This is a genomic window from Propionibacterium sp. (genome assembly GCF_047719395.1).
Classification (GTDB): Bacteria; Actinomycetota; Actinomycetes; order Propionibacteriales; family Propionibacteriaceae; genus Propionibacterium.
In genome coordinates, this window is the sequence record NZ_JBDNTB010000022.1 from 1 (window position 1) to 25,242 (window position 25,242).

17 protein-coding genes, 2 pseudogenes and 1 riboswitch are annotated in these 25,242 nt (G+C 67.1%); of the genes and pseudogenes, 10 read left to right on the forward strand and 9 right to left on the reverse strand.

The features are described from left to right. Positions 1-211: 211 nt before the first annotated feature. Both ABF648_RS05505 and ABF648_RS05510 read right to left on the reverse strand, forming a co-directional pair. Complete coding sequence (locus ABF648_RS05505) at positions 212-1,408, reverse strand: hypothetical protein (RefSeq protein WP_415631293.1); 1,197 nt, start codon at positions 1,406-1,408, stop codon at positions 212-214. Between the two features lie 236 nt (positions 1,409-1,644). Next, positions 1,645-2,478 (reverse strand): DUF4241 domain-containing protein, encoded by an 834-nt coding sequence (locus ABF648_RS05510; RefSeq protein WP_415631294.1) that lies wholly within the window; start codon positions 2,476-2,478, stop codon positions 1,645-1,647. 162 nt (positions 2,479-2,640) lie between these two features. Here ABF648_RS05510 and ABF648_RS05515 point away from each other — a divergent pair, with 162 nt between their 5' ends. The 4 genes from ABF648_RS05515 to ABF648_RS05530 all read left to right on the forward strand — a co-directional run bounded on the left by ABF648_RS05515 (position 2,641) and on the right by ABF648_RS05530 (position 6,495). After that, the gene (locus tag ABF648_RS05515; protein ID WP_415631295.1) at positions 2,641-3,204 is read left to right on the forward strand and encodes a peptidylprolyl isomerase; all 564 of its coding nucleotides are present in this window, start codon (positions 2,641-2,643) and stop codon (positions 3,202-3,204) included. 113 nt (positions 3,205-3,317) lie between these two features. Continuing rightward, on the forward strand, positions 3,318-4,085 hold the full coding sequence (locus tag ABF648_RS05520; protein WP_415631296.1) for a lysophospholipid acyltransferase family protein: 768 nt from the start codon (positions 3,318-3,320) through the stop codon (positions 4,083-4,085). Further along, positions 4,085-4,984 (forward strand): lysophospholipid acyltransferase family protein, encoded by a 900-nt coding sequence (locus ABF648_RS05525; RefSeq protein WP_415631297.1) that lies wholly within the window; start codon positions 4,085-4,087, stop codon positions 4,982-4,984. The genes ABF648_RS05520 and ABF648_RS05525 overlap by 1 nt, the downstream gene beginning before the upstream one ends. A 125-nt stretch (positions 4,985-5,109) precedes the next feature. Then, a complete protein-coding gene (locus tag ABF648_RS05530; protein ID WP_415631298.1) occupies positions 5,110-6,495 on the forward strand; it encodes a class II 3-deoxy-7-phosphoheptulonate synthase in 1,386 nt (461 codons plus the stop codon). A gap of 89 nt (positions 6,496-6,584) precedes the next feature. Here the strand turns inward: ABF648_RS05530 and thiC are convergent, their stop codons facing one another. The 3 genes from thiC to ABF648_RS05545 all read right to left on the reverse strand — a co-directional run bounded on the left by thiC (position 6,585) and on the right by ABF648_RS05545 (position 10,601). Continuing rightward, positions 6,585-8,426, reverse strand: a complete 1,842-nt coding sequence (gene thiC / locus ABF648_RS05535; protein WP_415631299.1) for a phosphomethylpyrimidine synthase ThiC — start codon at positions 8,424-8,426, stop codon at positions 6,585-6,587. Further along, positions 8,419-8,528, reverse strand: a riboswitch (TPP riboswitch). (Overlaps the previous gene by 8 nt.) Before the next feature lie 166 nt (positions 8,529-8,694). After that, entirely contained in the window at positions 8,695-9,957 is a 1,263-nt protein-coding gene (locus tag ABF648_RS05540) for an Acg family FMN-binding oxidoreductase (RefSeq protein ID WP_415631300.1), read from the reverse strand. After that, on the reverse strand, positions 9,954-10,601 hold the full coding sequence (locus tag ABF648_RS05545) for a TetR/AcrR family transcriptional regulator (protein WP_415631301.1): 648 nt from the start codon (positions 10,599-10,601) through the stop codon (positions 9,954-9,956). The genes ABF648_RS05540 and ABF648_RS05545 overlap by 4 nt, the downstream gene beginning before the upstream one ends. A gap of 190 nt (positions 10,602-10,791) precedes the next feature. Here ABF648_RS05545 and ABF648_RS05550 point away from each other — a divergent pair, with 190 nt between their 5' ends. Continuing rightward, positions 10,792-11,442: an MBL fold metallo-hydrolase gene (locus tag ABF648_RS05550; RefSeq protein WP_415631302.1), complete on the forward strand. Its 651-nt coding sequence runs from the start codon at positions 10,792-10,794 to the stop codon at positions 11,440-11,442. 117 nt (positions 11,443-11,559) lie between these two features. On the opposite strand, the gene ABF648_RS05555 is transcribed toward ABF648_RS05550, so the two are convergent. From ABF648_RS05555 to ABF648_RS05565, 3 genes and pseudogenes are all read right to left on the reverse strand, one after another. After that, complete coding sequence (locus tag ABF648_RS05555; RefSeq protein ID WP_415631319.1) at positions 11,560-12,957, reverse strand: PASTA domain-containing protein; 1,398 nt, start codon at positions 12,955-12,957, stop codon at positions 11,560-11,562. Then, positions 12,952-13,866 (reverse strand): annotated as a pseudogene (locus ABF648_RS05560) (protein kinase domain-containing protein); the annotation flags it as partial. The gene ABF648_RS05555 and the pseudogene ABF648_RS05560, both read right to left, overlap by 6 nt. A gap of 126 nt (positions 13,867-13,992) precedes the next feature. Further along, positions 13,993-15,084 carry a polyprenyl synthetase family protein gene (locus ABF648_RS05565; protein WP_415631303.1) on the reverse strand — a complete coding sequence of 364 codons (1,092 nt, stop codon included), beginning with the start codon at positions 15,082-15,084 and terminating at the stop codon, positions 13,993-13,995. 41 nt (positions 15,085-15,125) lie between these two features. On the opposite strand from ABF648_RS05565, the gene ABF648_RS05570 reads away from it, so the two are divergent. Further along, positions 15,126-16,064 (forward strand): methylenetetrahydrofolate reductase, encoded by a 939-nt coding sequence (locus ABF648_RS05570; RefSeq protein ID WP_415631304.1) that lies wholly within the window; start codon positions 15,126-15,128, stop codon positions 16,062-16,064. Here ABF648_RS05570 and ABF648_RS05575 read toward each other — a convergent pair. Continuing rightward, entirely contained in the window at positions 16,000-18,237 is a 2,238-nt protein-coding gene (locus ABF648_RS05575; protein ID WP_415631320.1) for a HelD family protein, read from the reverse strand. The two genes, ABF648_RS05570 and ABF648_RS05575, sit on opposite strands and share 65 nt — an antisense overlap. Before the next feature lie 358 nt (positions 18,238-18,595). Here ABF648_RS05575 and ABF648_RS05580 point away from each other — a divergent pair, with 358 nt between their 5' ends. The 4 genes and pseudogenes from ABF648_RS05580 (at position 18,596) to menD (ending at position 25,177) form a co-directional block, all read left to right on the forward strand. Further along, a complete protein-coding gene (locus tag ABF648_RS05580; RefSeq protein WP_415631305.1) occupies positions 18,596-19,789 on the forward strand; it encodes an RDD family protein in 1,194 nt (397 codons plus the stop codon). 241 nt (positions 19,790-20,030) lie between these two features. Next, positions 20,031-22,145 (forward strand): annotated as a pseudogene (gene malQ / locus ABF648_RS05585) (4-alpha-glucanotransferase); the annotation flags it as partial. A gap of 327 nt (positions 22,146-22,472) precedes the next feature. Beyond that, the gene (locus ABF648_RS05590) at positions 22,473-23,468 is read left to right on the forward strand and encodes an o-succinylbenzoate synthase (RefSeq protein ID WP_415631321.1); all 996 of its coding nucleotides are present in this window, start codon (positions 22,473-22,475) and stop codon (positions 23,466-23,468) included. Then, entirely contained in the window at positions 23,465-25,177 is a 1,713-nt protein-coding gene (menD, locus tag ABF648_RS05595; RefSeq protein ID WP_415631306.1) for a 2-succinyl-5-enolpyruvyl-6-hydroxy-3-cyclohexene-1-carboxylic-acid synthase, read from the forward strand. The genes ABF648_RS05590 and menD overlap by 4 nt, the downstream gene beginning before the upstream one ends. Positions 25,178-25,242: the final 65 nt, after the last annotated feature.

Sequence of the window (25,242 nt, forward strand, 5' to 3'; positions counted from 1 at the left end):
GGGGGAGGGGGCTCGCGTTGTCTGCGGTTGCCTGCCGCGCGCCGCGCCGCCGTCGATGGGCGCCGCGTCGGGGGCGGGGGGGCCTAAGGGCCGCGGGCCGCGGCGGGCGCCACTGCAGGGTCGCGACGGGGGCTTGCCCAGGTGCCGGACGTGCTGGTGGCCGGCAACCCCGGGGGCTACCGGCCACCAGCACGTGAGGGAGGAGCTCAGTTCAGCGCATGGCCTTGGTGAAGCCCGCGGATTCGGCTGCCTCCTCGCTGGAGAACCACACGTCGGCGTGGGTGCGGGCAAAGCCTGCCGCGTCGGGGGTGTGGTACTTCATCGACCGCTTGTTGCCCTTGATGGTGTAGCCCTCGGGCGGGTTCTCACCGACATAGGAGTCCGGTCCGAAATCGGCGCCCGCGGCGTCCGCCGCACGCGCCGGGCCGCCCTCGGCGGTCCAGACATTCTCGGCCTCCTCAGTGGTCGCCTGGCCATCGGTGTCGCTGTCCGGTTCGACGGGCGGGACATCGGCGTCGCCCTCTGCGGCCCGGCTGGGTACCGATGTGTCGTCGGCCGTGAAGGAGCCAGATCCGGGAGGAGTGAGGTCCTCGTCGCTGTGGGTGCTGAAGTCGGTGGTCACGTCGTCGAAGTCCTGGTCGGGCTCACGAGGCGTCCAACCGTCGTCCCGCGGCATGAGCAGCCGGCGGATGGCCAGCACAATGATGCCCAGCACCGTGAAGATGCCGATGACCGTGAAGAGGCGATTGCGGCGGCTGTGCGACTTCGCACGCTTCTGGGCCTTCTTCGTCTCCTTGGCAATCTTGATCGCGGCAGCGGCCTTGGCCGCGGCGATCAACTCTGCGCGCTTCTTCGCCTTCTTTGCCTCGGCCTTCGCCCTGCGACCCCTCAGCCCGCACTTCTTCTTCGCAGTCGTCGTCTGCTTCTTCGCCGCCGAGGCCTGACCCGCCAGCTGATCGGACAGCTCAGAAGGATCGATACCCGCGCTCTTGAGGGCATCCTGGAGCACCTTCGTCGTCTTCCCGGCCGCCGTATGGGCATTCTCGGAGGCGGCATCGGCCAGCTGGCTCGCCTTCGCCTTGTACTCGGAGTAGTCGACCTCACCGGCCTTCTCCAGCAGTTCCTGCACCTTCGGCTTCATCGTCTGGACGCTCTCGGCAACCCTGTCCTTGGTCTTCTCGTAGTAGGGCAACACCTTCTCCGAGGCATTCGCCAGGCCCGGGCCGACCTTCTCGTAAGCATCCGAGACCAGTGGGCCCACCTTCTCGCCGGCGTCCTTCACCTTCGGGCTGAGGTATTCGACGGCTGCAGTGACCAATTCTTCGACGGCGGCCGCGCCGTCTGCGACTGCTTCGCGGGCGTGGTCGCCGGCGTCTGCAACAGACTGCTTCTTGTCCTTGTGAGACACGATGTTCTCCGATCCGGTTGTGTGCTCGTAGTCGAGCTGTCAGCTAGTGTTCACGCTACCCGGCTGATGCCGCGTCCACGTGGCCTGGCGGGCGACCTCCAAGAATACCTGCGATGCGCTGAGCAGGGATGCGCTGGGACAGCCGGGTGCGGCTGGACAGTTGGTGTCGGGGACAGGGGTGTGCAAGCCCCGAGGCCGGCACCCCTGTGGTCGGCGGGTCGAGGGGGAGCTCTGGTTCAGTCATCGAAGCCGAACAGCCGTCGCCAGAATCCGGGACGCTTCTGGGTGTCGGTCGCATCGTCCACCCCGGCCGATTCAGGGGCGGAGGCCCTGGATGTCCCAGGGCTCGAAGGCTGAGAGCTGGTGGCCGCTGCGCCGGGTGTCGCCGATCCGGGCCCTCCCGCCGGAGCGCCCTCGGCTTCCTCCACCAGCAGGTCGATGTGCACTGCCAGCAGCTTCCCGGCGCCGTCGTAGCTGGCGATGACGGGGTAGAAGCCGTCGCCCCAGCCGGAGTGACAGAGCACGACATTCTCCCCGGCGGTGGCATTGGGCAGCACAATGTTGGCGCAGTTCTCGATGTGGTGTTGTGGAGAATCCATCAACGCGAACCAGGAGTCGTCTTCGCCATTGTCGAAGAACTGCTCGTACCAGTCGCCCTCTGGCATGCACCGTGCCACGGCATCGGCATCGGTGAAGCCCACAGTGCCGGCGTACACCGGTACCCCGTAGAAGTCGTCGTTGTCTGACGGCGGACCTGCGGGCGGGGCGGCGTTCTCCGGAATCAGGGTTCCCAGCCGTGCGGGCTGACCATCGGCGAGCACCAGGCTCAGATAGCTCTCGCGCAGCTGACTGCCATTCTGCGCGTCGCTGACATCCGCGACCGTGACATAGACCGGGTACCGGCCTGGGGGGATGGGGAAGACCAGTCCGTCGTCAAGGTTCGCGAAGGGGTCGCATGCCCGCAGCCGGCCACTGGGGACCTGCAACTGGCCCAGCCAATAGACCTTGCGGGAGTACTGCCAGCCTTCAATCCGGCCTGGGCGCAGCGCCAGCAGATTCGAGACGTCCATGCTCGGACCCTATCGGCGTGCTCATCACCCGCGGCTTCGCGCGCGTGGTGAGGGGTGGCGCTTCGCGCAGGTGGTCAAGGGTGGCGCTTCGCGCAGGGCGAGCGCTGCCGTACACCAACCCACGGCAATTCCCGGATCGCTGTGTCGGCGGGGTCTGCAAAGATGGGAAGCATCCATCGACTGTCACGGCCACGCGCCGGGAGAGGATCATCCGTGACCCAAGCCATCCTGCACACCAACCACGGTGACATCGTGCTCGACCTGTTCGCCGATTTCGCCCCCAAGACAGTGGAGAACTTCACCGAACTGGCCACCGGCAAGCGCGAATACCTGGACATGAATTCCGGCAAGCGTTCCACCGATCCCTTCTACGACGGCGTGATCTTCCACCGCATCATCGACGGCTTCATGATCCAGGGCGGTGACCCCACCGGAACCGGGCGTGGTGGCCCCGGCTACGTCTTCGCCGACGAGTTCCACCCCGATCTCAACTTCGGCAAGCCCTACCTGCTGGCCATGGCCAATGCCGGTCCTGGAACCAATGGTTCGCAGTTCTTCATCACCCTGGCACCCGCCCCCCATCTCAACCACCGCCACACGATCTTTGGCGAGGTGGCCGATGAGGCCTCCCAGCAGGTCGTCGCCGAGATCGGTTCGGTGGACACCGATCGTGCCGATCGTCCCAGGGAAGACGTCGTCATCAACTCTGTCGAGATCGTTGACTGAGGTCGCGCCGGCCGGGTCATCCCCGGTCGGCCTGCTGGCGGTGGTGGTACCCGGGGACTCCAGGGTTGACGAGCCCGTGCGGGCTCTATGGTTGCAGGGTCCGAGGAGGCGGAATGTGGTACTGGCTGTTCAAGGTCGGTCTGTTCAGGCCAGGCGTGCAGCTCCTGCTGCACCCCTCGCTGGAGGATCAGGACAACATCCCCAGTACTGGCGCGGCAGTTCTGGCCGCCAATCATTTGGACGCCGGTGACACCTTCACCCTCCCGACCCTGATCCGCCGCCGGATGATCTACCCGGCCAAGAAGGAACTGTTCGAGGGACGCACGCCGTGGCGCCGCATCGTGGCCGGTTTCCTGAAGAAGGTTGGCATGGTCCCGATGGACCGTTCGGGAGGCCGTGCGAGCGCCGATGCCTTGGTCCCGGTCGGCGATGTGCTCGCCAAGGGCCAGCTGATCGGCATCTTTCCCGAGGGAACCCGCTCCCCGGACGGCCGGATGTACCGGGGGCACACCGGGGTGGCCCGGCTCGCCCTGGAGTACGACGTTCCCGTGGTGCCCGTGGGCATGGTCAACACCCAACTGGTCCGGGGCCGGTTCGGACTGCTGACCATGCACGATGCCCGCATCGTGATCGGTGAGCCGGTCGACTATTCCGCGTGGCGGGGCCAGGCCGACAGCACCAAGGTGCTGCGCTGGGTCACCAATGATGTGATGGCTCGCATACAGCAGCTCACCGGGCAGGAATATGTCGATGTCTATGCCACCCGGGTGAAGCGCGGCAATCTGCAGGGCGCCGATCTGGCGAGCTATCTGAAGGCCACGCCGCTGATCGGCGTCGAGCAGCCGCCCACCGACGCCGAACTGCACATCGAGGAGGCTTGATGAGTGACTCATCACATGCCGGGGACGGCGCGAACGCCGAGCCGTCCGCATCTGGTCCGGTCTCGCCGTCGGGCAAGGTGGCGTCGTCGCACCGGCGCGTCAGGCGATTGTGGTCACGCGGGCGGGACGCCCTCCAGGTGGATGTCGAGGGTGCCGAGTTCCTTCCCGAGGGCGCCGCCATTCTGGCGGCGAATGATCTGTGGGCAGGCGACGTCACCAGGCTGTTCGGCAGTCTTGATCGTCCTGTCTCGCTTGCTGTGACCCGAGTGCCCCGTCTTGCCCGTCATCGCGTCCTGATTGACAGCCATGATGAGGAAATACGCGATGCCTCGGCGGTACTCGCCGACGGCGAGCTCGTGATGATCCAGCCCGAGGGGGGCCGCAGTCCCGATGGCAATCTGCACCGGGGTGCTCCCGACGTGGCATGGCTGGCGCTCACCTCACGGGTGCCGGTGCTGCCGGTCGATATCGTGCCCCCGCCCCTCACCGGCCCTGTCGGCGATGCCGTCTCTGCGCTTCTGGGTCCCACACTGCGTATCGGCGAACCACTGGATTTCAGCCGCTACTGGACCACTCCTGCGGCGAGTGATGTGCTCGACGGTGTGCTGCTGCGCGGATGCACCGACGAGATCATGGCGGCCATCGCCGAGCTGTCCGGGCAGCTCTACCAGGACGACACGCCTGGACAGGCGAGGGAGAGGCTTGCCGAGGAACGCCGCGCGCACCGCCGGGCGCAGGCGCGGGCCTTTCCGACGCAGGATGAGGAACGCCGCCGCGAGGCGGAGTTGCGTGAACGGATGCGCGTCCAGGACGAGCGCGATCTCGAGCACGCCCGGCAGGAGGCCCGCGCGCACGCCGCCAGGAATGCCGTGCGGGAATCGAAGGCCCGTCGGGACTGATCGGTCTCGGGTGGTTGTCCTGCGGACCTGTCCACGCGCAACCGGAAGCGGTGTGGGAGCGCATTCATCCCACGGCGCAGCACGCTGTTTTTGGAGGCGCTCGCCGGGACACTAGCCTAGAGCGCGTGTCTGAACTGATCCCCTCGTTGTCGACCCTGCGTGCCCTGCCCCAGGTTCAGCAGCCAACTTATGAAGACCCGGTTGCCAGGCAGCATGTCATCGACAGGTTGCGGGCCCTTCCCCCGCTGGTCTTCGCAGGTGAATGCGACGAGTTGCGTACCAAGATCGCCCAGGTGGCCAATGGCCGGGCCTTCATCCTGCAGGGCGGTGACTGCGCCGAAACCTTCGATGGCGTACGTGCCAATTCAATCAAGGCCAAACTGCGCGTGCTGCTGGCGATGAGCGTCGTGCTCACCTATGCCGCGCAGGTGCCGGTCGTGAAGATCGGCCGGATCGCCGGGCAGTACGCCAAGCCACGGTCCAAGGACACCGAAACTCGCGATGGCATCACCTACCCCGCCTACCGCGGCGATGCGGTGAACGGCTTCGAGTTCACCGAGGACGCACGCCGCTGCGATCCCGAGCGGCTGGTGAGGATGTACAACGCCTCGGCGTCGACGCTGAATCTGGTGCGTGCCTTCGTCAAGGGCGGCTTTGCCGATCTGCGCCAGCTGCACGCCTGGAACGCAAGCTTCGTGCGCGACACCCACGTGGAGAAGCGCTACGAGCAGATGGCCGGCGAGATCGAGCGCGCGCTGGGCTTCATGGAGGCCTGCGGAGTTGGTGGCGAGACGATGCGCACAGTCGACTTCTACGCCTCCCACGAGGCGCTGCTGCTGGACTACGAGTACGCCCTCACCCGCATCGATTCGCGTAGTCAGGCGCCCTACGACACCTCGGCGCACATGGTCTGGATCGGTGAGCGCACCCGCCAGCCCGGTGGGGCGCAGGTGGAACTGCTGCGTACCGTGCGCAATCCGCTGGGCGTCAAGCTCGGGCCGACCACCACCGGTGCCGACGCTCTGGAGATCGCCGACCGGCTCGACCCGACCCGGGTTCCGGGCAGGATCACCTTCATCACCCGGATGGGTGCCTCGAATGTGCGCGAGAAGCTGCCGCCGATCATCGAAGAGGTCGAGGCCTCCGGCCGCAAGGTCGCCTGGGTGTGCGATCCCATGCACGGCAACACCTTCGAGACCTCCAAGGGTTTCAAGACCCGCGAGTACGCGGCCGTGGTGGAGGAGCTCAACGGCTTCTTCGATGTGCACGAGCAGCTCGGCACCTGGCCGGGCGGGGTGCACATCGAGCTCACCGGCGACGATGTCACCGAGTGCCTCGGCGGGGCCTTCCAGCTCAGCGAGACCGATCTGGCGAGCCGTTACGAGACCACCTGCGATCCCCGGCTCAACCGCAACCAGAGCCTCGAGCTGGCCTTCATGATCGCCGAGCGCCTGAACCGCTACCGCGGCAAGTACGCCACCGAGTCACCGGCTCCCGACTGGAACGAGTGAGGTCCGGCTGGTCCGTCCTCAACCCTGATGGACTGCACTCTTGTGTCGTGTACGCGACAGCATCGCAGTCCATCAGGTGGTGAGCGCAGTCACCTGGCGGGCAGGTAGACCGATCCGCCGGACTGCTTGAACAGGATGCTCATCGCTGACATCCCGGTGACGATGGCCTGCTGGGCGTCGCGGTCTCCGAAACGGTCCCTGATGTTCTGCGAGATCGCCATGGCGCAGAATTTCGGGCCGCACATCGCGCAGAAGTGCGCGAGCTTGGCCGGCTCGGCGGGCTGGTCCTCGTCGTGCAGCGCCAGCGCGGTGTCCGGGTCGAGCGACAGATTGAACTGGTCCATCCAGCGGAACTCGAAACGAGCCCTGGAGATGGCGTCGTCGCGTTCGCGCGCACCGGCATGGTGCTTGGCGATGTCTGCGGCGTGGGCCGCGATCTTGTAGGTGATCACGCCGGTCTTCACGTCGTCGCGGTTGGGCAGGCCCAGATGCTCTTTCGGGGTGACATAGCACAGCATCGCGGTGCCGTACCGGGCTGCCTCGGTGGCTCCGATGGCGCTGGTGATGTGGTCGTAGCCAGGCGCTGCGTCCATGGCGAGCGGCCCGAGTGTGTAGAACGGCGCCCCTTTGCACAGCGACTTCTCCAGCTCGACGTTCGCCTTCACGGTGTCGAAGGGAATGTGGCCCGGGCCTTCGATCATCACCTGGCAGTCGTGTGCCCAGGCCTTTTCGGTGAGTTCGGCCAGGGTGAGCAGCTCTGCGAACTGGGCCTGGTCATTGGCATCGGCCAGGCAGCCGGGACGCAGGCCGTCGCCGAGGGAGAAGCACACGTCGTAGTTGTGCAGGATCTCGCACAGCTCGTCGAAATGCGTGTACAGGAAGTTCTCCTCGTGGTGGGCGAGGCACCACGAGGCCATGATCGAACCGCCACGCGAGACGATTCCGGTGAGCCGATCCGCGGTGAGCGGCACATGTCCGAGCCGGACGCCGGCATGGATGGTCATGTAGTCCACGCCCTGTTCGCACTGCTCGACGACGGTGTCGCGGAACAGCTCCCAGGAGAGCTCGGAGGCGTCCTGGCCCACCTCTTCGAGGGCCTGGTAGAGCGGCACCGTTCCGATCGGTACGGGGGAGTTGCGCAGGATCCACTCGCGGGTGGTGTGGATGTCGTCACCGGTCGACAGATCCATCACCGTGTCGGCGCCCCACTTCGTGGCCCAGCTCAGTTTCTCCACCTCTTCGCCGATCGAGGAGCTGACCTGGGAGTTGCCGAGGTTGGCGTTGATCTTCACCAGGAAGCGTTCGCCGATGATCATCGGCTCGGCCTCGGGATGGTTGATGTTGAGCGGTATCACTGCGCGTCCGGCTGCGAGCTCGTCTCGCACCAGCTGGGCGGAGCAGTGCTCTCGTTCGGCTGCGAAGGCCATCTCAGGAGTGACGATGCCCTGGCGCGCGTACCGGCGCTGGGTCGGGCAGGCGCCGGAGGACGCCCGACGAGGGTGGCGCTGTTGGCCGCGCCAGCCGCGGTCAGCACCTCTACGCTGCCCAGATCGTGCCTTGTCAACACCGGGATCGGCGGTCTCCGAGGCGTACTCCTGGGTGTCGTGTCGGTCAGCGATCCACTGGGCGCGCAGGGGCGGAAGGCCGATGTCGGTGGGATGGGCAGGGCCCTCGGTGCAGTAGTCCACGAAGGGCTCATAGGGGGTTGCACCAGGGACGGCGGTCAGGGGGATCTCGGTGAACGGAACGTCGAGCAGATAGCTGCCGTGCGCGTTCGTGAAGGGAAGCTGCGTGGTGCGGCGAAGGTGAACCCGATCTCGTTGAGCCGATCCTGCTGCGGTCTCCCGGTTCTGCTTCTCGGTGCTGGCCTCCTGCTGCGGGAGGTCGGTGTCGTGCGATGGTGTGCTGGCACCGTGCGGGTTTACTGGCATGAATCCTTCTTCCTTCGCCGGCATGACCCGGACAGGTTCGACGGTGCTCAGACAGGTCGGTCTGATCTCAGCCCCCGCAGTGGGGCGCCCGTGTGGATGTCAGCGATGCTAGTTCCCTCTCGTCAGCGACGCGCAGAGGGGTCCGAAATGTTCGCGACATGGTGCGGGAAAGTCCCATGCCCTGTACCGGCGCCGAGATCACGCCCAGACGATCCACGGACGCAATCCAACGGGCGGCACTGCGTGCATTCGACGGCGCACGTCGTGCTCAGCGTGTCACGAGGACATCACTCACAGGACGTCGGGGACTCGGCCCGGCCACGCGTCCGGGATAGCCGATTCGGAATCCGAGCAGACTTTGACCTGGGGCAATGCCCGTTGCGTCAGCCCACCCGGCGCCGAATCGATCAGTGGCACGCAGCGCCGCCTCGCGAGTGATCCGCTCGCCGACCTGGTTCATGTGCTGCACGGCGAGCCCTGCGGCGGTGGCGGCCAGATGTACGTGCTCCAGGAGACGCCCACCCGCGAGCCGATCATGGGCGTCCTCGACGTCGCTGACGCGGACGATGCCATAGGCACTGGCCGTGGCCGTGTGGGTGTCGCGAGTGGTGCGCAGCCAGAACGCGTCACCGAAGCGGCGCGACTGTGCCGGCAGGATCTTCGCCATGGCGAGGGTGAAGCCGTCGAGGCCTTGACAGTTGAGGGTCAGGCCGTCGCGGTGACGTTCGACATCGGCGAGATCGTTGCGGAACCAGGAGAAGGCCTCGGTGGACATCTGCTCGTCCTCGGTGATGGACCGGGTGGCCGCCACGTAGAGATCTCCGAGTGCGGAGATCCTGCCAGGATCGGTGACCCATGCCAACTCAGCCCCAGCCGGCGCGTCGGCGGCGAGCGATTCGAGAACATCGGACGTCACGGGTCGTCTGCTGAACGGTCCGCGATTGGTGTGCCTGCCTGCAATGGCCGAGGCGAGTTCCTGCTCCCGCGCTGTGGCCGGTCCGCCGGGTGCCAGATCGATGTGTGCAATGTGCTCCGGATCGGTGTCTGGCCACGCTGTGACGGCTGCGTCCAGATCCTCCGAGCGCGCTGCGACAACGAGATTCTCGATGGCGCACCCGCACCCGGCGATCCGCTCGCGCCCTGACGAGTCGCTCACCGGCATGGCGCGCGCGGGGTCCGAGTAGACCTCGATGCTGTTCGCGCCGAGGGCGAACGACCACGGCTGGATGTTGTGGGGATTGGCCGCCAGTGAACCGGCCGCAACGAGTTTCTCCAGCCCGGGCGCCGCCTGCCAATCGCGCCACAGCGCATAGGCATCACCGTGCTCGCGGACCCACACACCATTGGTCTGGGCCCGGACACCCGTCGCTGCCGCGGAGCCGAGCAGAACCGCGGCGGCGCCGATCCCGGCCGACTTCAGCATCCTGCGTCTCGACAGTCTGCGAGCCATGCCATGGGATGTGGTGTCACCGCCGTCGTCCTGGAGGCGATCGTCGGGTGGGTCCGGGCGATGCCCGGCCGGCTCGATCACGGCAGGTCCTTGACGGGCTCATCCACACCGAGCAGCTCGCGTCCGGCCGTCGTGAGCAGCGGTTGCATCACGGCGCGCCCGTACCGGCGCGCGTCAACGCGCTGGTCATGGACCGCCTCCGCGAACGGAAGCGCGGTCTCGCTCACCAACCACAGCAGGCCCACTATGTCCCGCACCGTGGTCGGTGGTTCGGGTGTCCTTAACAGGCCGGCCTCGGCGAGCCTTTCCACGAGAGCGACGAAGTGGTCCAGGCGAGTCGCGTAGCCGGCGCGATAGCTCTCCGCGAGCAGGGGATCAGTGTGCAGGAGCACGAACAGTTCGCGCAGGAAGAAGGCGTAGTCCTCATCGGGTTGCGGCTGTTCGGTGACGCGCTGCCAGAGCATCTGCAGAGCATCCTGCGGATTCTGTGTGGGATCGTCGGGCGGCTGCATCCGTGCGCTCCAGTCGGAGAACAGGTTCCGCACGATTTCTTCCTTCGAGCCGAACCAGTAGTACAGATTGCCCGGGCTGATGCCGGCCTCCCGGGCAATCTGGTTGGTCGTCACGGGGCCGATGCCGTGTGCGGAGAACAACTGTCTGGCTGTCCGCAGGATCGTTTCGCGCCGCGTTGCGGCCCTCTGCGGGACACGAGTTGGGTCGGGCATGCAGCGAGGATAACAGTTATTAGAGTAAATACTCTAATAGTCGCGGTGGTGTACGCCCCTGCTGAGGGTGGGCATCCGGGGCACATCGAGCTCGCCAGCACCGTTGTCCTGCCAGAAGGCTTCCTGCGAGGGCGAGGCGCGAATCACTACGGCTGGTCGCGCCTGTTGACGCCAAGGGCATAGTGAGGCCATGAAGATCACTCATCTGGGCCATTCATGTGTTCTCATCGAGACCGGGGGCGCCCGCGTGCTGATTGACCCCGGCTGCTTCTCCAGCGGTTGGCAGGGTCTTGAAGGCCTCGACGCCGTGTTCATCACCCACCAGCACCCCGACCACGCCGATCCCGAGGCATTGCCAGGATTCGTGCGCTCGCACCCGGGCCTGCCGTTCTACATCGAACCCTCGGTGTCCACCATGGTGGACATCCCGGGCGCGCGCCCGATGAAGATCGACGAGACGATTCCGGTGAAGGATCAGCGCATCTGGACGGTTGGCGGGCGCCATGCGGTGATCCACCCCGACATCCCGAGAGTCGACAATGTGGGCCTGGTGATCAGCGCCCCCGACGAGCCCACCGTTTTCCACCCGGGCGATTCCCTGGAGGCCACTCCGGACGGTGTGGATGTGCTCTGCGTACCGATGATGGCGCCCTGGGAGAAGGTCGGTGAGACCATCGACTTCGTGCGGGCAGTCGGCGCCCAGCAGATGATGCCGATTCACGACGGCCTGCTCAACGACCGTGGTTTCTCGATGATCGCCGGTCACCTGCAACGGCTCACCAAGAGCTCCTTCGTCACGGTGCGCGACCCCAGGCCGTGGACGCCGGACATCGAGTTGTGATCCTCGGACGGGTGGCGCCGGATCAGCTGAGCCTCGCTCGCCCGTCGGCGAGGGTGCGCCCGGATACGGCGTACAGCAGGGTGCCGCCGACAGTCGCGTCCCGCGTCGTCGGCGCCCTCAGATGATGTAGATGCCCACGGTTGTGCCCTTGGCTGCAGCGGTGCCCTGGGCCGGGTCAGAGCGCTGCACCCGGTTCAGGTGAATCGGCGAGTTGGGGTCCACCATGGTCACCTGCACCGTGAATCCGGCATCCTGGAGCACCTTCGTGGCATCGTCGGTGGTCCGGGCTCTCACATCGGGGACGGCCACCTGCTGCGGACCCGACGAGACCACGAACGTCACCGTGCTGCCCGGTGGCAGCTGCCCGCCGGCCGGGTTCTGCGATATGACCTGGCCCGAGGCGACCGTGTCGGAGTTCTGCTGGGTGATGCTCACCGACAGCCCAGTCTGCGTCAGCGCGGCCTGTGCGCTGGAGACGGACTTGCCGGTGAAATCTGTGACCTGTACAGGGGCTGGGCCCTTGGAGACAGTGAGCGTGACGCCCTGGGTGCCGGGTACCTGGGTTCCCGTGGTGGCACTGGCGGCGATGACCGTGCCTTGCGGATGCGTGGCGTCGTATTGCTCGTCGACGCCGCCCAGCTGCAGATTCGAAGCCTCCAGAGCATCGGCAGCGGCGTCCTTGTCGAGGCCCACGACCGAAGGCATCGGGTAGGTCTGCGGCCCGGTGGACAGCGCGGCATGCACCTGGGAGTTGCGCGGCAGGCGGCTGCCCGCCGCCGGATCAGTGGTGATGATGGTGCCGGAGGGCACCTGCTCGTCGGGACGCTCAGTGAAGTTGATCTGCAGTCCTGCGGCGTGTGCGGCGGCCACGGCCTGTGGCTCGCTGAGGCCGATGACCGCCGGTGCGCTCACGAAGCGGCCGACGGCCAACCACCAGGAACCGAGCCCGACGGCGACCGCGAGCACGAGGACCAGAAGAATTCCGACCACACCGCGGCGTCGTCGGTGCACCCTGTCATGGGCGATGTCGGGGAAGCGCGGAGTCCGCTGGCTCTGCGGCCGCGGCCGGGCAGGGGGGCGAGGTGGCCGCGCGATGCCCATGTCCACCGGGCTCACCGGCGTGCGGGGACGCGCTGAGCCGCTCACCTGGGTCCAGCGGCTGCTGGAGGGTCGCACCGGCTCGGAAGTGCGTCGCTCCATTCGTGCCGGTGAGGACGCCCGTCTCGAGGAGGGCATGGCATGCGAACTCCGCGAATGCCCCGGGTGAGGATTGACAGGACCTCGTGAGGACGTCCCGGCCGGCTGCGAGGTGCTGGCCGTGACGATCGGTTGTCCCGGGGCGCGTCGTCCGGAGCCAGAGGTGGCCACAGAACTGGTCGGTGCCTGTGCCGCGCCGGGAATGCGGGCTGCATTCTGCTGGGCCACGGTGTGATCCGCAGTGCGAATCTGTGCAGGTGCGCCCGTGGCCACCTGGCCTGGCCAGGACCGACCGACCCGGAAGGCGGCCGGGTTCATGATCGCGCAGATGGCCTCGTCGCTGTCCACATCTGCGAGCACGGCGGCGCGTGCCCTGCGGACTCTGGCGAGCAGTTCCCGCCCGTCGCGGGGACGCATGCCGCTGTCCCGCCGGGTGCAGGACACCACCAGTGCATCCAGATAGTCGGGCAGCGGCGCGTGGTGATGGTCTCGCAACGTCTGCGAGGGTGGCGGCACCGACTTGTTGACGTGCGCATAGGCCACCTGAATGGGGGAGCTGCCGGTGTGCGGCTTCTCGCCGGTGAGCATCTCGTAGAGCATGATGCCGGTGGAGTAGACGTCGGAGCGCTTGTCGGCGCTGCCGGTGGTGACCACCTCGGGCGGCATGTAGCTCACCGTCCCGATCACCAGGCCTCTCGGAGCGGTGATGGTCTGAGATGTCACAGCCCGTGCCAGCCCGAAGTCGGCGACCTTGATGTGGCCCTTTCCGCTGATGAGCACGTTCTCGGGCTTCACATCGCGGTGCACCAGGCCTGATTCGTGGGCGGCGGCCAGTGCCGCTGCGACGGGCTCGATGAGTGACAGCGCCCGGGCCGGATCGAAGGGTGCCTCGCGGGTGATGAGATTGCGCAGCGTGCAACCTTGCACGAATTCCATGACGATGTAGGGCCGCCCGCGGTCCTGGCCCTGGTCGAAGACGCTCACCACATGCGGGTCGGAAAGCCTGGCGGCGGCACGGGCCTCCCGGTCGAAGCGGTCGGCGAAATCGGTGTCATCGCCGAGATTGTCGTGCATCACCTTGACCGCGACGACACGGTCGAGCCGGCGATCATGGGCGCGATAGACGGTGGCCATGCCCCCACGCGCCAAGCGGGTCACGATCTCATAGCGCCCGGCCAGCACGGAGCCGACCAATGGGTCGCTCGCGCTGGATCCGGTCAAAGTCATGCTCCAAAAACACGGTCGGGGAAGGTAGGCCGCGTCAGCCCATGGACAGTCTAGACATCACTGCTCGGGTTGGCAGGTGTCCCACGCAGCCATGTCAGACGCGGCTGCGGACAGTGAGTCGTCAGATCAGCTGTCGCGGCTGACACATGCCTCAACCAGTCTTGTCAGGGCGGTGTGTCCTTCCTCGGTGATCTCGAGCTCGGCCACGAGTTCTCGGCACTTCGCGGCGTCGGTGTCGATGCGCTGCTCCACTGCCTGCACCGCTCCTGTGTCGATCAGCAGTGCGCGCGCATGCGCGAGCTCGTTCTCGCCCAGCGGACGGCCCAGGAACCCAGCCAGCTCGGAGCTGCGTGCCAGACCCTCGGCCACCAGCACCGTGCGCTTGTTCTCGCGCAGATCGTCCCCGGCCGGCTTGCCGGTGAGCTGCTCGTCACCGAAGACGCCGAGCAGGTCGTCGCGCAGCTGGAAGGCGCGTCCGAGTGGGCTGCCGATGGCGGCCAATGTGGACAGCAGGGCCGGATCGGCGCCTGCCAGGGCGGCGCCGTACTGCAGCGGCCGGATCACCGTGTACCGGGCGGTCTTGTACTCCACGACCTTTTCGGCCACCGCGATCGGATCCTGCTGGGCGGTCAGCTCGGCCTCGGCGGACATGTCGAGGAACTGCCCGGCGTTCACCTCGGTGCGCACGGCGTCCAGCACCGATCGGCCGCGGGCGAGCAGTTCGGGTTCCAGCCCGCTGCCCTCGGTGATCTCGACCGACCAGGCCATCATCAAGTCGCCCAGCAGGATCGCGCCGGCCCGGCCGAAGGCGTCCGCATCACCGCTGCCGTGGTGCGCACGGTGCCATTGCGCCAGCCTGCGGTGCACTGCCGGCTGTCCGCGGCGCAGGTCGGAGTCGTCGATGACATCGTCGTGCACCAGCGCCGAGGCGTGCAGCAGCTCGAAACCGGCCAGCGCAGTGAGAAGCACGCCGGGATCACCGGGCTGGTCGGCCACTGCGGTGAATCCCCAGTAGCCGAAAGCCGGACGCAGTCGTTTGCCTGTGGCGGTGAACTCTCGGGCCACTTCGCACAAGGGCGTGAGAAGCGGCGACACCTCTGTCAGCTGCGCCTGTTTCCGGTCGAGGAAGACGCCGAGATGTTCACCGACGGCAGCCCGGAATTGCGGCCCTGCCGGGTCCTTGCAGGAGAACTCGAAAGACAGGTGGGTCCTGGACACACTGAGAAGCCTAGTGGCGTGGCCGATATACCCTGATGCCCGTGCAGACCAGCTTTCCCCCCAGCGCGATGGCCCCTGAGTGCCGCAACGGCTCACGACCCGAGGAGAACTTCGCGCAATTGATCGCCCATGCGGAGCGTCCGACCTTCAGCGTCGAATTCTTCCCGCCCCGTGACGACGCGGCCGCCGAGGCCCTGCACCGCTCCATCGAGCAGCTCGAGCCGATGCGTCCCGACTTCGTGTCGGTGACCTATGGCGCCAATGGCTCCAAGCGCGACAGGACGCTGAACGCGGTGCGCGACATCGTCGCATCCACCGAACTGCGGGTTGTCGGGCACCTCACCTGCACCGCCCAGAGCACCGCGCAGCTCGAACAAGTGGTCGACGCCTACGGGGAGATGGGGGTGGATCACATCCTCGCGATCCGCGGTGACATGCCGGGCGGGCCGTTGGTGCCCTGGGAGCCGCATCCGCAGGGCCTGCGCAATGCCACCGAGTTGGTGCAGCTGGTCAAGGCGCGCGGTAAATTCTGCGTGGGCGTGGCGGCCTTCCCCGACATCCATCCCGGCTCCACTCCTGAGGACGATGTCGCGGCGCTGCTGGCCAAGCAGGCGGCTGGGGCCGAATTCGCCGTCACCCAGCTGTTCTTCCGCCCGGACGGTTACCGCTCCTTGTTGGCACGGATGCGCGAGGCCGGCTGCATGCTGCCGGTGCTGGCCGGGATGATGCCGGTCACCACCATCCGTCAGCTCGACAAGTTCGCCGAGCTGTCCGGCGCACCGATTCCCGAACCGATGCGCGAACGGCTGCTCGCCGTGGCGGGCGACCCGGACCAGGTGCGCGCCACCGGCGCCGACATCTGCGCCGAGCTGGGCTGCTCGCTGCTCGATCTGGGCGCACCAGGGCTGCACTTCTTCACGCAGAACCGGTCGGTGGCCACCCGAGAGATTCTCTCCAGGTTGCTTGCCCCGGCTCGTTGACGTTGGGCTCACCCGTGGTGGATTCGCTGATCCCTGCGTCAGCGACATCGAGTGTGACCAGAAGCTGGGTGGGGCGGGTCAGCGCCACATAGAGCACCCGCGGGCCGCCCGGTGTCTCGGCGACGATGTCATCGGGGCTGATGACCAGCACGGCGTCGTACTCCAGGCCCTTGGCCTGCAGGGGGCTGATCACTGAAACCCGTCCGGAACCGGTGCCGAGATCCAGGGCGTGGATCGCCGGCATCCTGCTCGGCGGCACGATGACGCCGATCGTTCCCTCCACCTGGCCCTCCAGCCGTGCCACCAGCTGGCGCACCCGCGATGCCAGCTCCGCCTCGGAGGTGCTGAGCAGCTCCGGTTCGATGCCGGTACTGCGCACCGCATTCGGCAGGTCGGCGTCGGGCAGATGGGCCTTGATGTAGCGCCCGGCAAGGTCCATCACCTCGGCGGGGGAGCGGTAGTTGGTGGCGAGCCGGAAGGTGCGCTGCGGTGCCCGCCCGGCCAGGTCGTGCAGCGCGCGCTCGGTCTGGGCGGCGTCGGGGTAGGAGCTCTGCGCCGGGTCCCCGACGATCGTCCAACTGGCCTGCGGGCCGCGTCGCCGGATCATCCGCCACTGCATGGGCGTGATGTCCTGGGCCTCGTCCACGAGCACGTGCGAGTAGTAGGCGTGGGTGTCCTCGGCAGCTTCACGGCGGTCGCTGAGCAGATCTGCCGTGGTGACCAGTTCCTGCACATTCGAGTTCACGAACAGTTCGGGTTCCTCGTCCGCGGGGACCGGTGCGGGCCCGAGGATCTCGGCCAGCTCGTCGAGAAGCGCGATGTCGCTGACGCTCCAGTCCGGACGCGGACGCCCGGCAGCGGGGATGTATCCGTCGGCATGCGCCAGCGAGTTCAGCAGCACCTGCTGCTGGGTGTCATCGAGGACATCCCTGGCCACCTTCGACAGCACCGCCGGCTGGGCCAGCCGCGCCAGGGTCTGTTCGGCGGACAGTGTGGGCCACCAGGCGTTCATGAACATCCGCCAGCTGGCCTGGGAGGTGATCTGGTCGTCGAAATCCTCGCGGTCACCGTCGGCGAGCATGGCCGGCAGCGTGGCGTACAGCGAGTCGAGCACCGCCTTCTCGGCAATCGAGCGAGCCTGATTCACCTTGCGGGAGGCGAGCACCTGGGAGCGCAGCCCGGCCAGGGTCTTCGCGTCGACGTGCAGGATCTCGCCCTTGAAGCTCACCCTCAGCAATTGCGCAGGTTCGGCGACAACCGGTTCGTTCACCAGCCGGCGCAACACCTTCAGCATCTTCAGCGATCCCTTGAGCATCGCCGCCCGGGCATTGTCCTCGCGGTCAGAGCCGAAACCCAGTGCGTCGTCGGCGACCCGGCCGACCGAGCGCAGCGTCACGGCATCCTCACCGAGACCGGGCAGCACCCTCTCGATGTAGTTCATGAACAGGTCGGAGGGCCCCACGATGAACACTCCGCCGCGCTCCAGGCGCTTGCGGTGCGTGTAGAGCAGATAGGCGGCACGATGCAGCGCCACCACGGTCTTGCCGGTGCCCGGGCCGCCGGCGATGGTGGTGATGCCCTGGTAGGGAGCCCTGATGGCCTCGTCCTGCTCGGCCTGGATGGTGGCCACGATGCTGCGCATGTGCGCTCCGCGCGCCCTGCTCAGCGCAGCCATCAGCGCGCCCTCGCCGATGATCGTGAGATCGGTGTCGGCATCGGTGTCAAGAAGATCGTCCTCCAGGCCGATCACCTTGTCGTCATGGCAGCGCAGCACTCGGCGCCGCACGACTCCCATCGGATTGCTCGGTGTTGCGCGGTAGAAGGGCTCCGCTGCAGGGGCACGCCAGTCGATCACCAGGGGTTCGTAGTCCTCGTCGCGCACGCCGAGCCGGCCTATGTAGCGGGTCTCCTGGTCTGCTCCGAGATCGAGACGGCCGAAGACCAATCCCTCGTGCTCCTCGTCGAGGATGGCGAGCCGCTTCGCCGCCTGATAGGCGAAGGCATCGCGCTCGAACAGGGCAGTGCCGCTCTCCTCGCGCAACCAGTCCGATCGGTCGCTGGTGAAGCGGGCGCGGCTCTCGGCCTCCACATTGCGGGCTTCGACGGCGGCGTCGTCAAGGCGTTCGTAGACGTGGTCGACATGACGCTGTTCGAGGGCTATCTCATGACGCAGAGCAGCTGCGTCGTCGTGTGGTACGGGTTCACTCACAGTTTCTCGTTCCTGTTCCACGGGTCGTTGAACTTTACTCCGAGCGATGCGGGGCACCTGACAGTGGATCGGATGGCAGACGCGGCGCCGGCCGCCCCATGAATCCGCATGCGCGTGTCATCAGATCGGATTCAGCGGAAAGCGACGCATCGGAGCTGCTGTCAGGCGATTCGGGCGATTGACCGGCTGGAGGACTCACAGCAGGGGCCCTGCCGTGGAATCCGCCCCTCGATCGGCCCCGAAATTGCCGCCGCGACGGTGATGGTGGCTGCGAGGTCCGGCTTGCAGGGGGCAGCGGGAGCGCCATGGCATGCTAGGAATCGTGAGTGACTTTCCCGGCGGTTCCTGGCGGCCCGAGCAGACTGGATCGGGAGGCAACCCGGATTCTGGCTCGAACAGTTCGGCGACCGGCGGCCCGGCGGGTGCACCTCCCGAGGGCTGGTATCCCGATCCCCGCGACGCAGGTGGGGAACGCTATTGGGACGGCACGCAGTGGACGCACAACACGCGCACGCCGCAGGCGGTGAACCCCGGTGCCCCTGCGCTGCCCGCAATGGGCTGGTACCCCGATCCCGCCGATGCACGGCTGGAGCGCTACTGGGACGGCGCCGAGTGGACCCGCAATACGCGCGTGCCACCCCCGGTGAGTGCACAGGCGCCCTCGGAGCGGGCACAGGCTCCGCAGGGCCAAGAGCCCGTCCAGGGCCACGGCCGTCCACGAGAGGGGGCGCATCGTCCAGCGGGTGTGCCCCACTACGGCGAACCCCAGCAGGGGGAGCCGAGGTACGGGCAGTCGCAGCCCGGCCAGAACCAGCCCGGCGAACCTGCACGTGGTCGACCGGGCCAGCCCGGTGATGGCTCCTGGCAAGCCCAGCCCCATGCCGATCGTCATCCTGCGATGCCCTATCGCACCGAGGTCGGATTCGCGCCTGCAAACGGCCCGAGGACGGCCGACGGGGTGCGGCTGGCCGGCTGGTGGGCCCGATTCGCCGCACTGCTGGTGGACTACGTCATCCTCACCCTGTTCCAGACCCTTCTGCTGATGATCTTCGGCCGGGGGATCGTCGCCGGTATGCAGGCATGGCAGTCCGATGTCATGTCGGCATTCGAGTCGGGTAGCTCTGATGCTCTCGCGAGCGTCCCCGTCAGCCCGGCAGATCCCCGCTATGGCATCACCACCCAGTGGTACATCTACAGCGCGGCGCTTCTGGTGATCCAATTCCTCTACGCGACCCTCTTCATGCACTACAAGGGAGCCACCCTGGGGCAGATGGCGCTCGGTCTGCGCGTCGTGCCCAAGGACCGGGGCAGGGACAAATTCGTCCTGCCCTGGGGCAAGAGCCTGTTGCGCAATGCCGGCTGGCTGTTCTGCCAGGTGTGGACAGTGATTCCAGGCCTGAGCACCCTGGGTGTTCTGCTCATCCTGGTCAATTGCGCCTGGCCGCTGTTCAACCGCCGCAGGCAGGCCCTGCATGATCTGCTCGCTTCGACGCAGATGATCTCCACCCGACCCTGAGCCGGGCATGGAGCTGGGAACCCCGGGTGATTCCGATCAACGCCGAGTCCTGGGCGATTCCGGCTCCGGCCGACGCCCGGTCACGGATGCTCGACCAGGGGTGCGTGTCGGCTGGGCCGCCGGTACCTGCCGAGCCGTGGATCCCGTGGAGGGCAGCGCTCATCCATGGCGTCCACGGTGCCGTCGCCGCCCACAGGAGAGACGCGAAACGCCCGGCCTCTGATTGGCCTAGATTTGTCCCATGGCCCTGAGTGACCCCGCCCTGAATCAGCTTGCCGAGATGCTCGGTATCGCTACCGAGTTCTGGGACTGGAAGGGTCGCCAGGTGCAGGTGGATGACAGGGCAGTGGTGGCCGTCCTCGCCGCTTTGGGCATCGATGCCTCGAGCCATGATGCCGCCGAACAGGCTGTGCGTGACCAGCACGACAAGCCCTGGCGTCGGCTGCTGCCGTCTGTGGTCGTGATGCGCCGAGGCAGCGGGGTCGAGGTCGATCTTCACGTGCAGTCCGGCCACCCGGCGCATCTGGGCATCCGCCTGGAAGAGGGCGGCACTCTCGACGCCCAGCAGGTCGACGACTTCGAGCCGCCCCGCCAGATCGGCGACGAACTCATCGGCGAGGCCCGCTTCCGGCTGCCGGACGACCTCCCGCTCGGCTATCACCGTTTGCAGGCCAGTTCCGATGACCGCGAGGCCGAAGCCACGCTCATCGTCTCACCGGCCTTTCTGGGCTTCCCCCAGTCGATGGGGGACCGGCGCATCTGGGGCTACTCGGCGCAGCTGTACTCGGTGCGGGGGGCCGGATCATGGGGGCTGGGAGATTTCGTCGACCTCGGTGCACTGGCGGCCTGGTCGGCGTCCCAGCAGTACGCGGGTTATGTGCTCGTGAACCCGATGCACGCCGCCGAGCCGATGGTCCCGATGGAGCCCTCGCCCTATCTGCCCACCAGTCGGCTGTTCATCAACCCGATCTTCATCCGCCCTGAGACGATCATCGAGTATGCCCTGCTCGACGAGAAGAGCCGGGCCAGGATCGCCCAGTTGCACGACGAGCTGACCACGGTTCTCGTCGGCAAGGAGAACATCCAGCGGGATCTGGTGTGGAAGTTCAAGCACGAGGCACTGCGGATCATCTGGGCTGCCGGTCGCAGCGACACCCGCCAGATGATCTTCGATGCCTTTCGCCGCCGTCAGGGACGCAGCCTGCGCGACCACGCCACCTGGGCCGTGCTGTGCGAGTACTTCGGCCCGGACTGGCGCGAATGGGCACCGGAGTACCAGCGTCCGACCTCGCCGGAGGTCGATGCCTTCCGTGACGAGCACCAGGCCGAGGTCGACTTTCAGGAATGGATGCAGTGGATGGCGGCGTCCCAGGCCAGCGATGCCCAGCAGTCGGCCAAGGACGCCGGGATGCCGGTGGGCGTCGTCACTGATCTTGCGGTGGGCGTGAACCCGGCAGGCTCGGATGCCTGGGCGATGCGCGATGTGTACGCCAGCGGCATGACCGTCGGCGCGCCGCCGGATGCCTACAACCAGCTCGGCCAGGACTGGGGGCAGCCGCCGTGGCGTCCCGACCGCCTGGAGGATCTCGGTTACGCGCCCTTCCGTGCCATGGTGCGCAATGTGCTGAGGCACGCCGGTGGGGTGCGCATCGACCACATCATTGGCATGTTCCGGCTGTGGTGGGTGCCGGAGGGCATGGGCCCCCGCGAGGGCACCTATGTGCGGTACAACCATGAGGCGCAGATCGGCATCCTCGCACTGGAGGCCTACCGGGCGCAGGCCATGATCATCGGCGAGGACCTCGGCACGGTCGAACCGTGGACCCGTACGTACCTGGCCGAACGCGGAATACTCGGCACCTCTGTGCTGTGGTTCGAGGAGGACGACGCGGGCAATCCGATTCCGCCGGAGGACTGGCGGGAGTATTGCCTGGCTTCGGTGAATACCCATGACCTGCCGCCCACTGCCGGATATCTCGCGATGGAGCACGTGAAGTTGCGCTCGAAGCTCGGCCTGCTCACAGAGTCCCTGGACGACGAGCAGCGCATCGCCGGGGAACAGCTCGGACGGTGGTGGGACTACCTGCAGTCGAGGGGGCTGGTGAAGCACGATCTCGACGATCCGGTCGAGGAGAATGTGCTGGCGCTGTACCGGATGCTCACCTTGACTCCCTCGCGGGTGCTCACCGCCACGCTCGTGGATGCGGTGGGGGACACCCGCATCCAGAACCAGCCGGGCACCGTCAATGAGTATCCGAATTGGCGGGTGCCGCTGTGCGGTTCCGATGGGCATCCACTGATGCTCGAGGAGATCTATCGCATGGAGAGGCCGATGCGGCTGTCGGCTGTCATGAACGGTTTCAGCACCGTGCCTGCGCCCTGGCAACCCGAAGGTGTTGCCGGTGGTGCGCAACCCGAAGGTGTTGCCGGTGGTGCGCAACCCGAGGGTATTGCCGTGAATTCGGATGCCGGCAGGGAGGGCGCCCGGGACGAGGACGTTGTGGCGAAACCCAAGCGTGCGGCACGGACGAGCTGAGTCCTCATTGACGGCAGCAGCCAGCCGGCGGGAATGCAGACCTTGGCCGCAGATGTGGACAAGGGCGGAAACAGGCGGGTTCGGGTGAACGAGCAAGTGCAGGATGCGGGGAAGTCTGGAACCGAACACGCTCTGCCAGCTGGTGGGGTGGCCGCCCTGAGTGCGATTTCACTTCCGTCGTCGCTTGCCAGGGCAGGGTTGGATCGGCTGCTCGTGTACCGCATTCGGTTGAAGCACCGCTTCCGCCGCATCGAGGTGCGCGACGGGCTGCTGGTGCACGGCGCCGCTGGCTGGGGGGAGTGTTCACCGTTCTGGGACTACGATCCCGTCGAGTCCTCCGAGTGGCTGCGCGCAGGTCTTGAGGCTGCCACCCAGGAACTGCCGCGGGGTGACCGGGATGGCATCCCGGTCAATGTCACCGTGCCCGTCGTCGATCCGGCGGAGGCCGCCGAGCTCGTCCGTGACAGCGGGGGATGCACCACGGCGAAGGTCAAGGTGGCCGATCCACGCAGCGAATTGCGTGACGACTGCGCCCGTGTCGAGGCGGTGCGCGACGCACTGGGGCCGAGCGGACGCATCAGGGTGGACGCGAACGGCGCGTGGGGCGTCGAGCAGGCGATCTCGGCGATCCGTGAGCTCGATGCCGCTGCGGGTGGTCTCGAATATGCCGAGCAACCCTGCCCCGATGTGGCGGAGCTGGCCGCGGTACGCCGGTCAGTGGTCGTGCCCATCGCGGCCGACGAGTCGATTCGCCGTGCTGAGGATCCGCTGGCGGTTGCTCGTGCTGAAGCGGCGGATGTGATCATCATCAAGGCGCAGCCGCTCGGCGGCGTGCGCCGAGCACTGGACCTGGTGGACCGAGCGGGGCTGCCCGCAGTGGTCTCGTCGGCGCTGGACAGTTCCGTGGGGCTTGGCGTGGCAGCGCATCTGGCATCTGCGCTGCCCGTTCTCAACCATGCCTGCGGGCTGGCCACTCTCGAATTGTTCTGCGGTGATGTGAGCAGCACCCCCTTGTCGCCCGAGGACGGCACCCTGGAGGTGCGTCGCGCCGAGGTGGATGTGCCGATCGAGCAGGACGTTCCCGAGGACCTGTGCCGGCGCTGGGCGGATCGGCTGGAGCAGATGTGTGCGGTGCTGGAATGAAGGAGGTGCCCTCTGCACTGGTCGCACGGCGGCTGGTTTCCTCCCTCGTGTCGGCGGGAGTGCGGGAGTTCGTCTACTCGCCCGGTTCCCGGGATGCTCCGCTCGGCTATGCGCTGCACGCGGCGGAACAGGCCGGCTGGTGCACTGTGCACGTGCGGCTGGACGAGCGCGACGCGGGCTTCCTGGCGCTCGGGATCGCCAAGGGTGCCGCGGTGGCTGGCGAGCCGCGGCCGGTGGTGATGATCACCACCTCGGGCACGGCGGTGGCGAACCTGCATCCCGCCATGTGCGAGGCGGACGCTGCCGGGGTTCCGCTGGTTGCCTGCACGGCTGATCGCCCCCATGAGCTGTGGGGCACCGGTGCCAATCAGACCACCACACAGCTCGGTCTGTTCGGGCCCATCACGCGCGATGTGGCCGACATCCCAGCGGAATACCCGGCCGATGAACGGCTCGACGGTCTGGTGGCCCGCGCGCTGGCTGCGTGCACGGGTTCCCTGAGTTCTGATCCGGGGCCGGTTCATCTCAATGTCTGCTTCCGTGATCCCCTCGTGCCCATGGGCACATGGCAGCCGGGGGAGGCACCCCGGGCCCGTGTGCCAGCTGCAGACCGTGAGTCCCGGGCTGGCAGTGGTTCGAATTCCACTTCGGCCGCCGCCGGTGGTGCTCACCGAATTCTTCGTCGGGGATCCAGCACATGGCGAGCGCATGATCGTGCACCTGTCCCGCTGAGCATGCCTGGGCACACCCTGGTCGTCGCTGGTGACGCGGCGGGGCCCCACGCAGAGCATGCGGCTCTGGCCGGAGGGTGGCCGCTGTTGGCTGAGCCGTCCTCGGGGGCACGTTTCGGGTCCAACGCTCTGACCGACTACCAGGGCCTGCTCGCGGGAACACTTGCCGAGGGTGTTGAAGGTGTCCTGGTGTTCGGGCATCCCACCTTGTCCAGACCTGTTTCTCGGTTGCTGTCCCGATCGGATGTGCGGCTGGTGGTGGTCACCGACAGGGCACGGTGGACCGATCCATCAGGTCGTGCCGAGGTGGTTCCCGGCCCGGTGACCGTTGAGCCGACTGCGCCATCGGACTGGCTGTCGAGCTGGCTCGCTGCGGATCGCGGGGCGACCTCGTCTGCGGGGACGTCGTCCGCAGTCACCGTGAAACCCCCGGGGGGAGCCAAGGGTGAGGCATGCGCCGCGATCTGGGCCGCACATCTCACAGCTGATGCTCCGGCCCTTGTCATCGGGGCATCCGAGCCGATCCGGGCCTTCGACCGCTGTGCGCGTCCCGGCGAGCGCAGCCCGCTGGTGGTCGCCAATCGGGGCCTCGGCGGCATCGACGGTACCTTGGCGACGGGAGTGGGAGTCGCCGCAGCACTCGGTAGCACAGCCCGGGTGGTGGTCGGTGACCTCACCGCCACCCACGACGGGCTCGGCCTGATGCACGGATCTGAGGAATCCGAGCCGGACGTGCAGGTCATCGTGCTGGCCGACTCCGGGGGTGCGATCTTCGTCGGCCTTGAGCACGCGAGCGCCGAAGTCTCCCTGTTCCGCCGCTACTTCCTCACCCCCCAGCAGGTGGATCTGGCGGCACTGGCGCAGACAGTCGGTGCCGATTACCAGCGCGTGCAGGTCGGTAACCAGCTCGACGAAGTTCTTCGCACCCCGATCCTTGGTTCCAGCATCATCGAAGTCGCGATGCCTCCGCTGGGTTGATCCTGGTTCCGCACGGGTAGGGCGTTGCCCCGGGTCGGGACCATCGGTGGTGCTGGCTGTGTCCT

What these genes read in the sequence shown, in the direction of transcription:
- ABF648_RS05550 (WP_415631302.1), top strand. Translation starts at nt 10,792, where the DNA reads ATGAAGATCACTCATCTGGGCCATTCATGTGTTCTCATCGAGACCGGG.
- menD (WP_415631306.1), top strand. Translation starts at nt 23,465, where the DNA reads ATGAAGGAGGTGCCCTCTGCACTGGTCGCACGGCGGCTGGTTTCCTCC.
- thiC (WP_415631299.1), bottom strand. Translation starts at nt 8,426, where the DNA reads ATGCCAGTAAACCCGCACGGTGCCAGCACACCATCGCACGACACCGAC.
- ABF648_RS05520 (WP_415631296.1), top strand. Translation starts at nt 3,318, where the DNA reads ATGTGGTACTGGCTGTTCAAGGTCGGTCTGTTCAGGCCAGGCGTGCAG.
- ABF648_RS05555 (WP_415631319.1), bottom strand. Translation starts at nt 12,957, where the DNA reads ATGAACCCGGCCGCCTTCCGGGTCGGTCGGTCCTGGCCAGGCCAGGTG.
- ABF648_RS05545 (WP_415631301.1), bottom strand. Translation starts at nt 10,601, where the DNA reads ATGCCCGACCCAACTCGTGTCCCGCAGAGGGCCGCAACGCGGCGCGAA.
- ABF648_RS05510 (WP_415631294.1), bottom strand. Translation starts at nt 2,478, where the DNA reads ATGGACGTCTCGAATCTGCTGGCGCTGCGCCCAGGCCGGATTGAAGGC.
- ABF648_RS05515 (WP_415631295.1), top strand. Translation starts at nt 2,641, where the DNA reads ATGGGAAGCATCCATCGACTGTCACGGCCACGCGCCGGGAGAGGATCA.
- ABF648_RS05525 (WP_415631297.1), top strand. Translation starts at nt 4,085, where the DNA reads ATGAGTGACTCATCACATGCCGGGGACGGCGCGAACGCCGAGCCGTCC.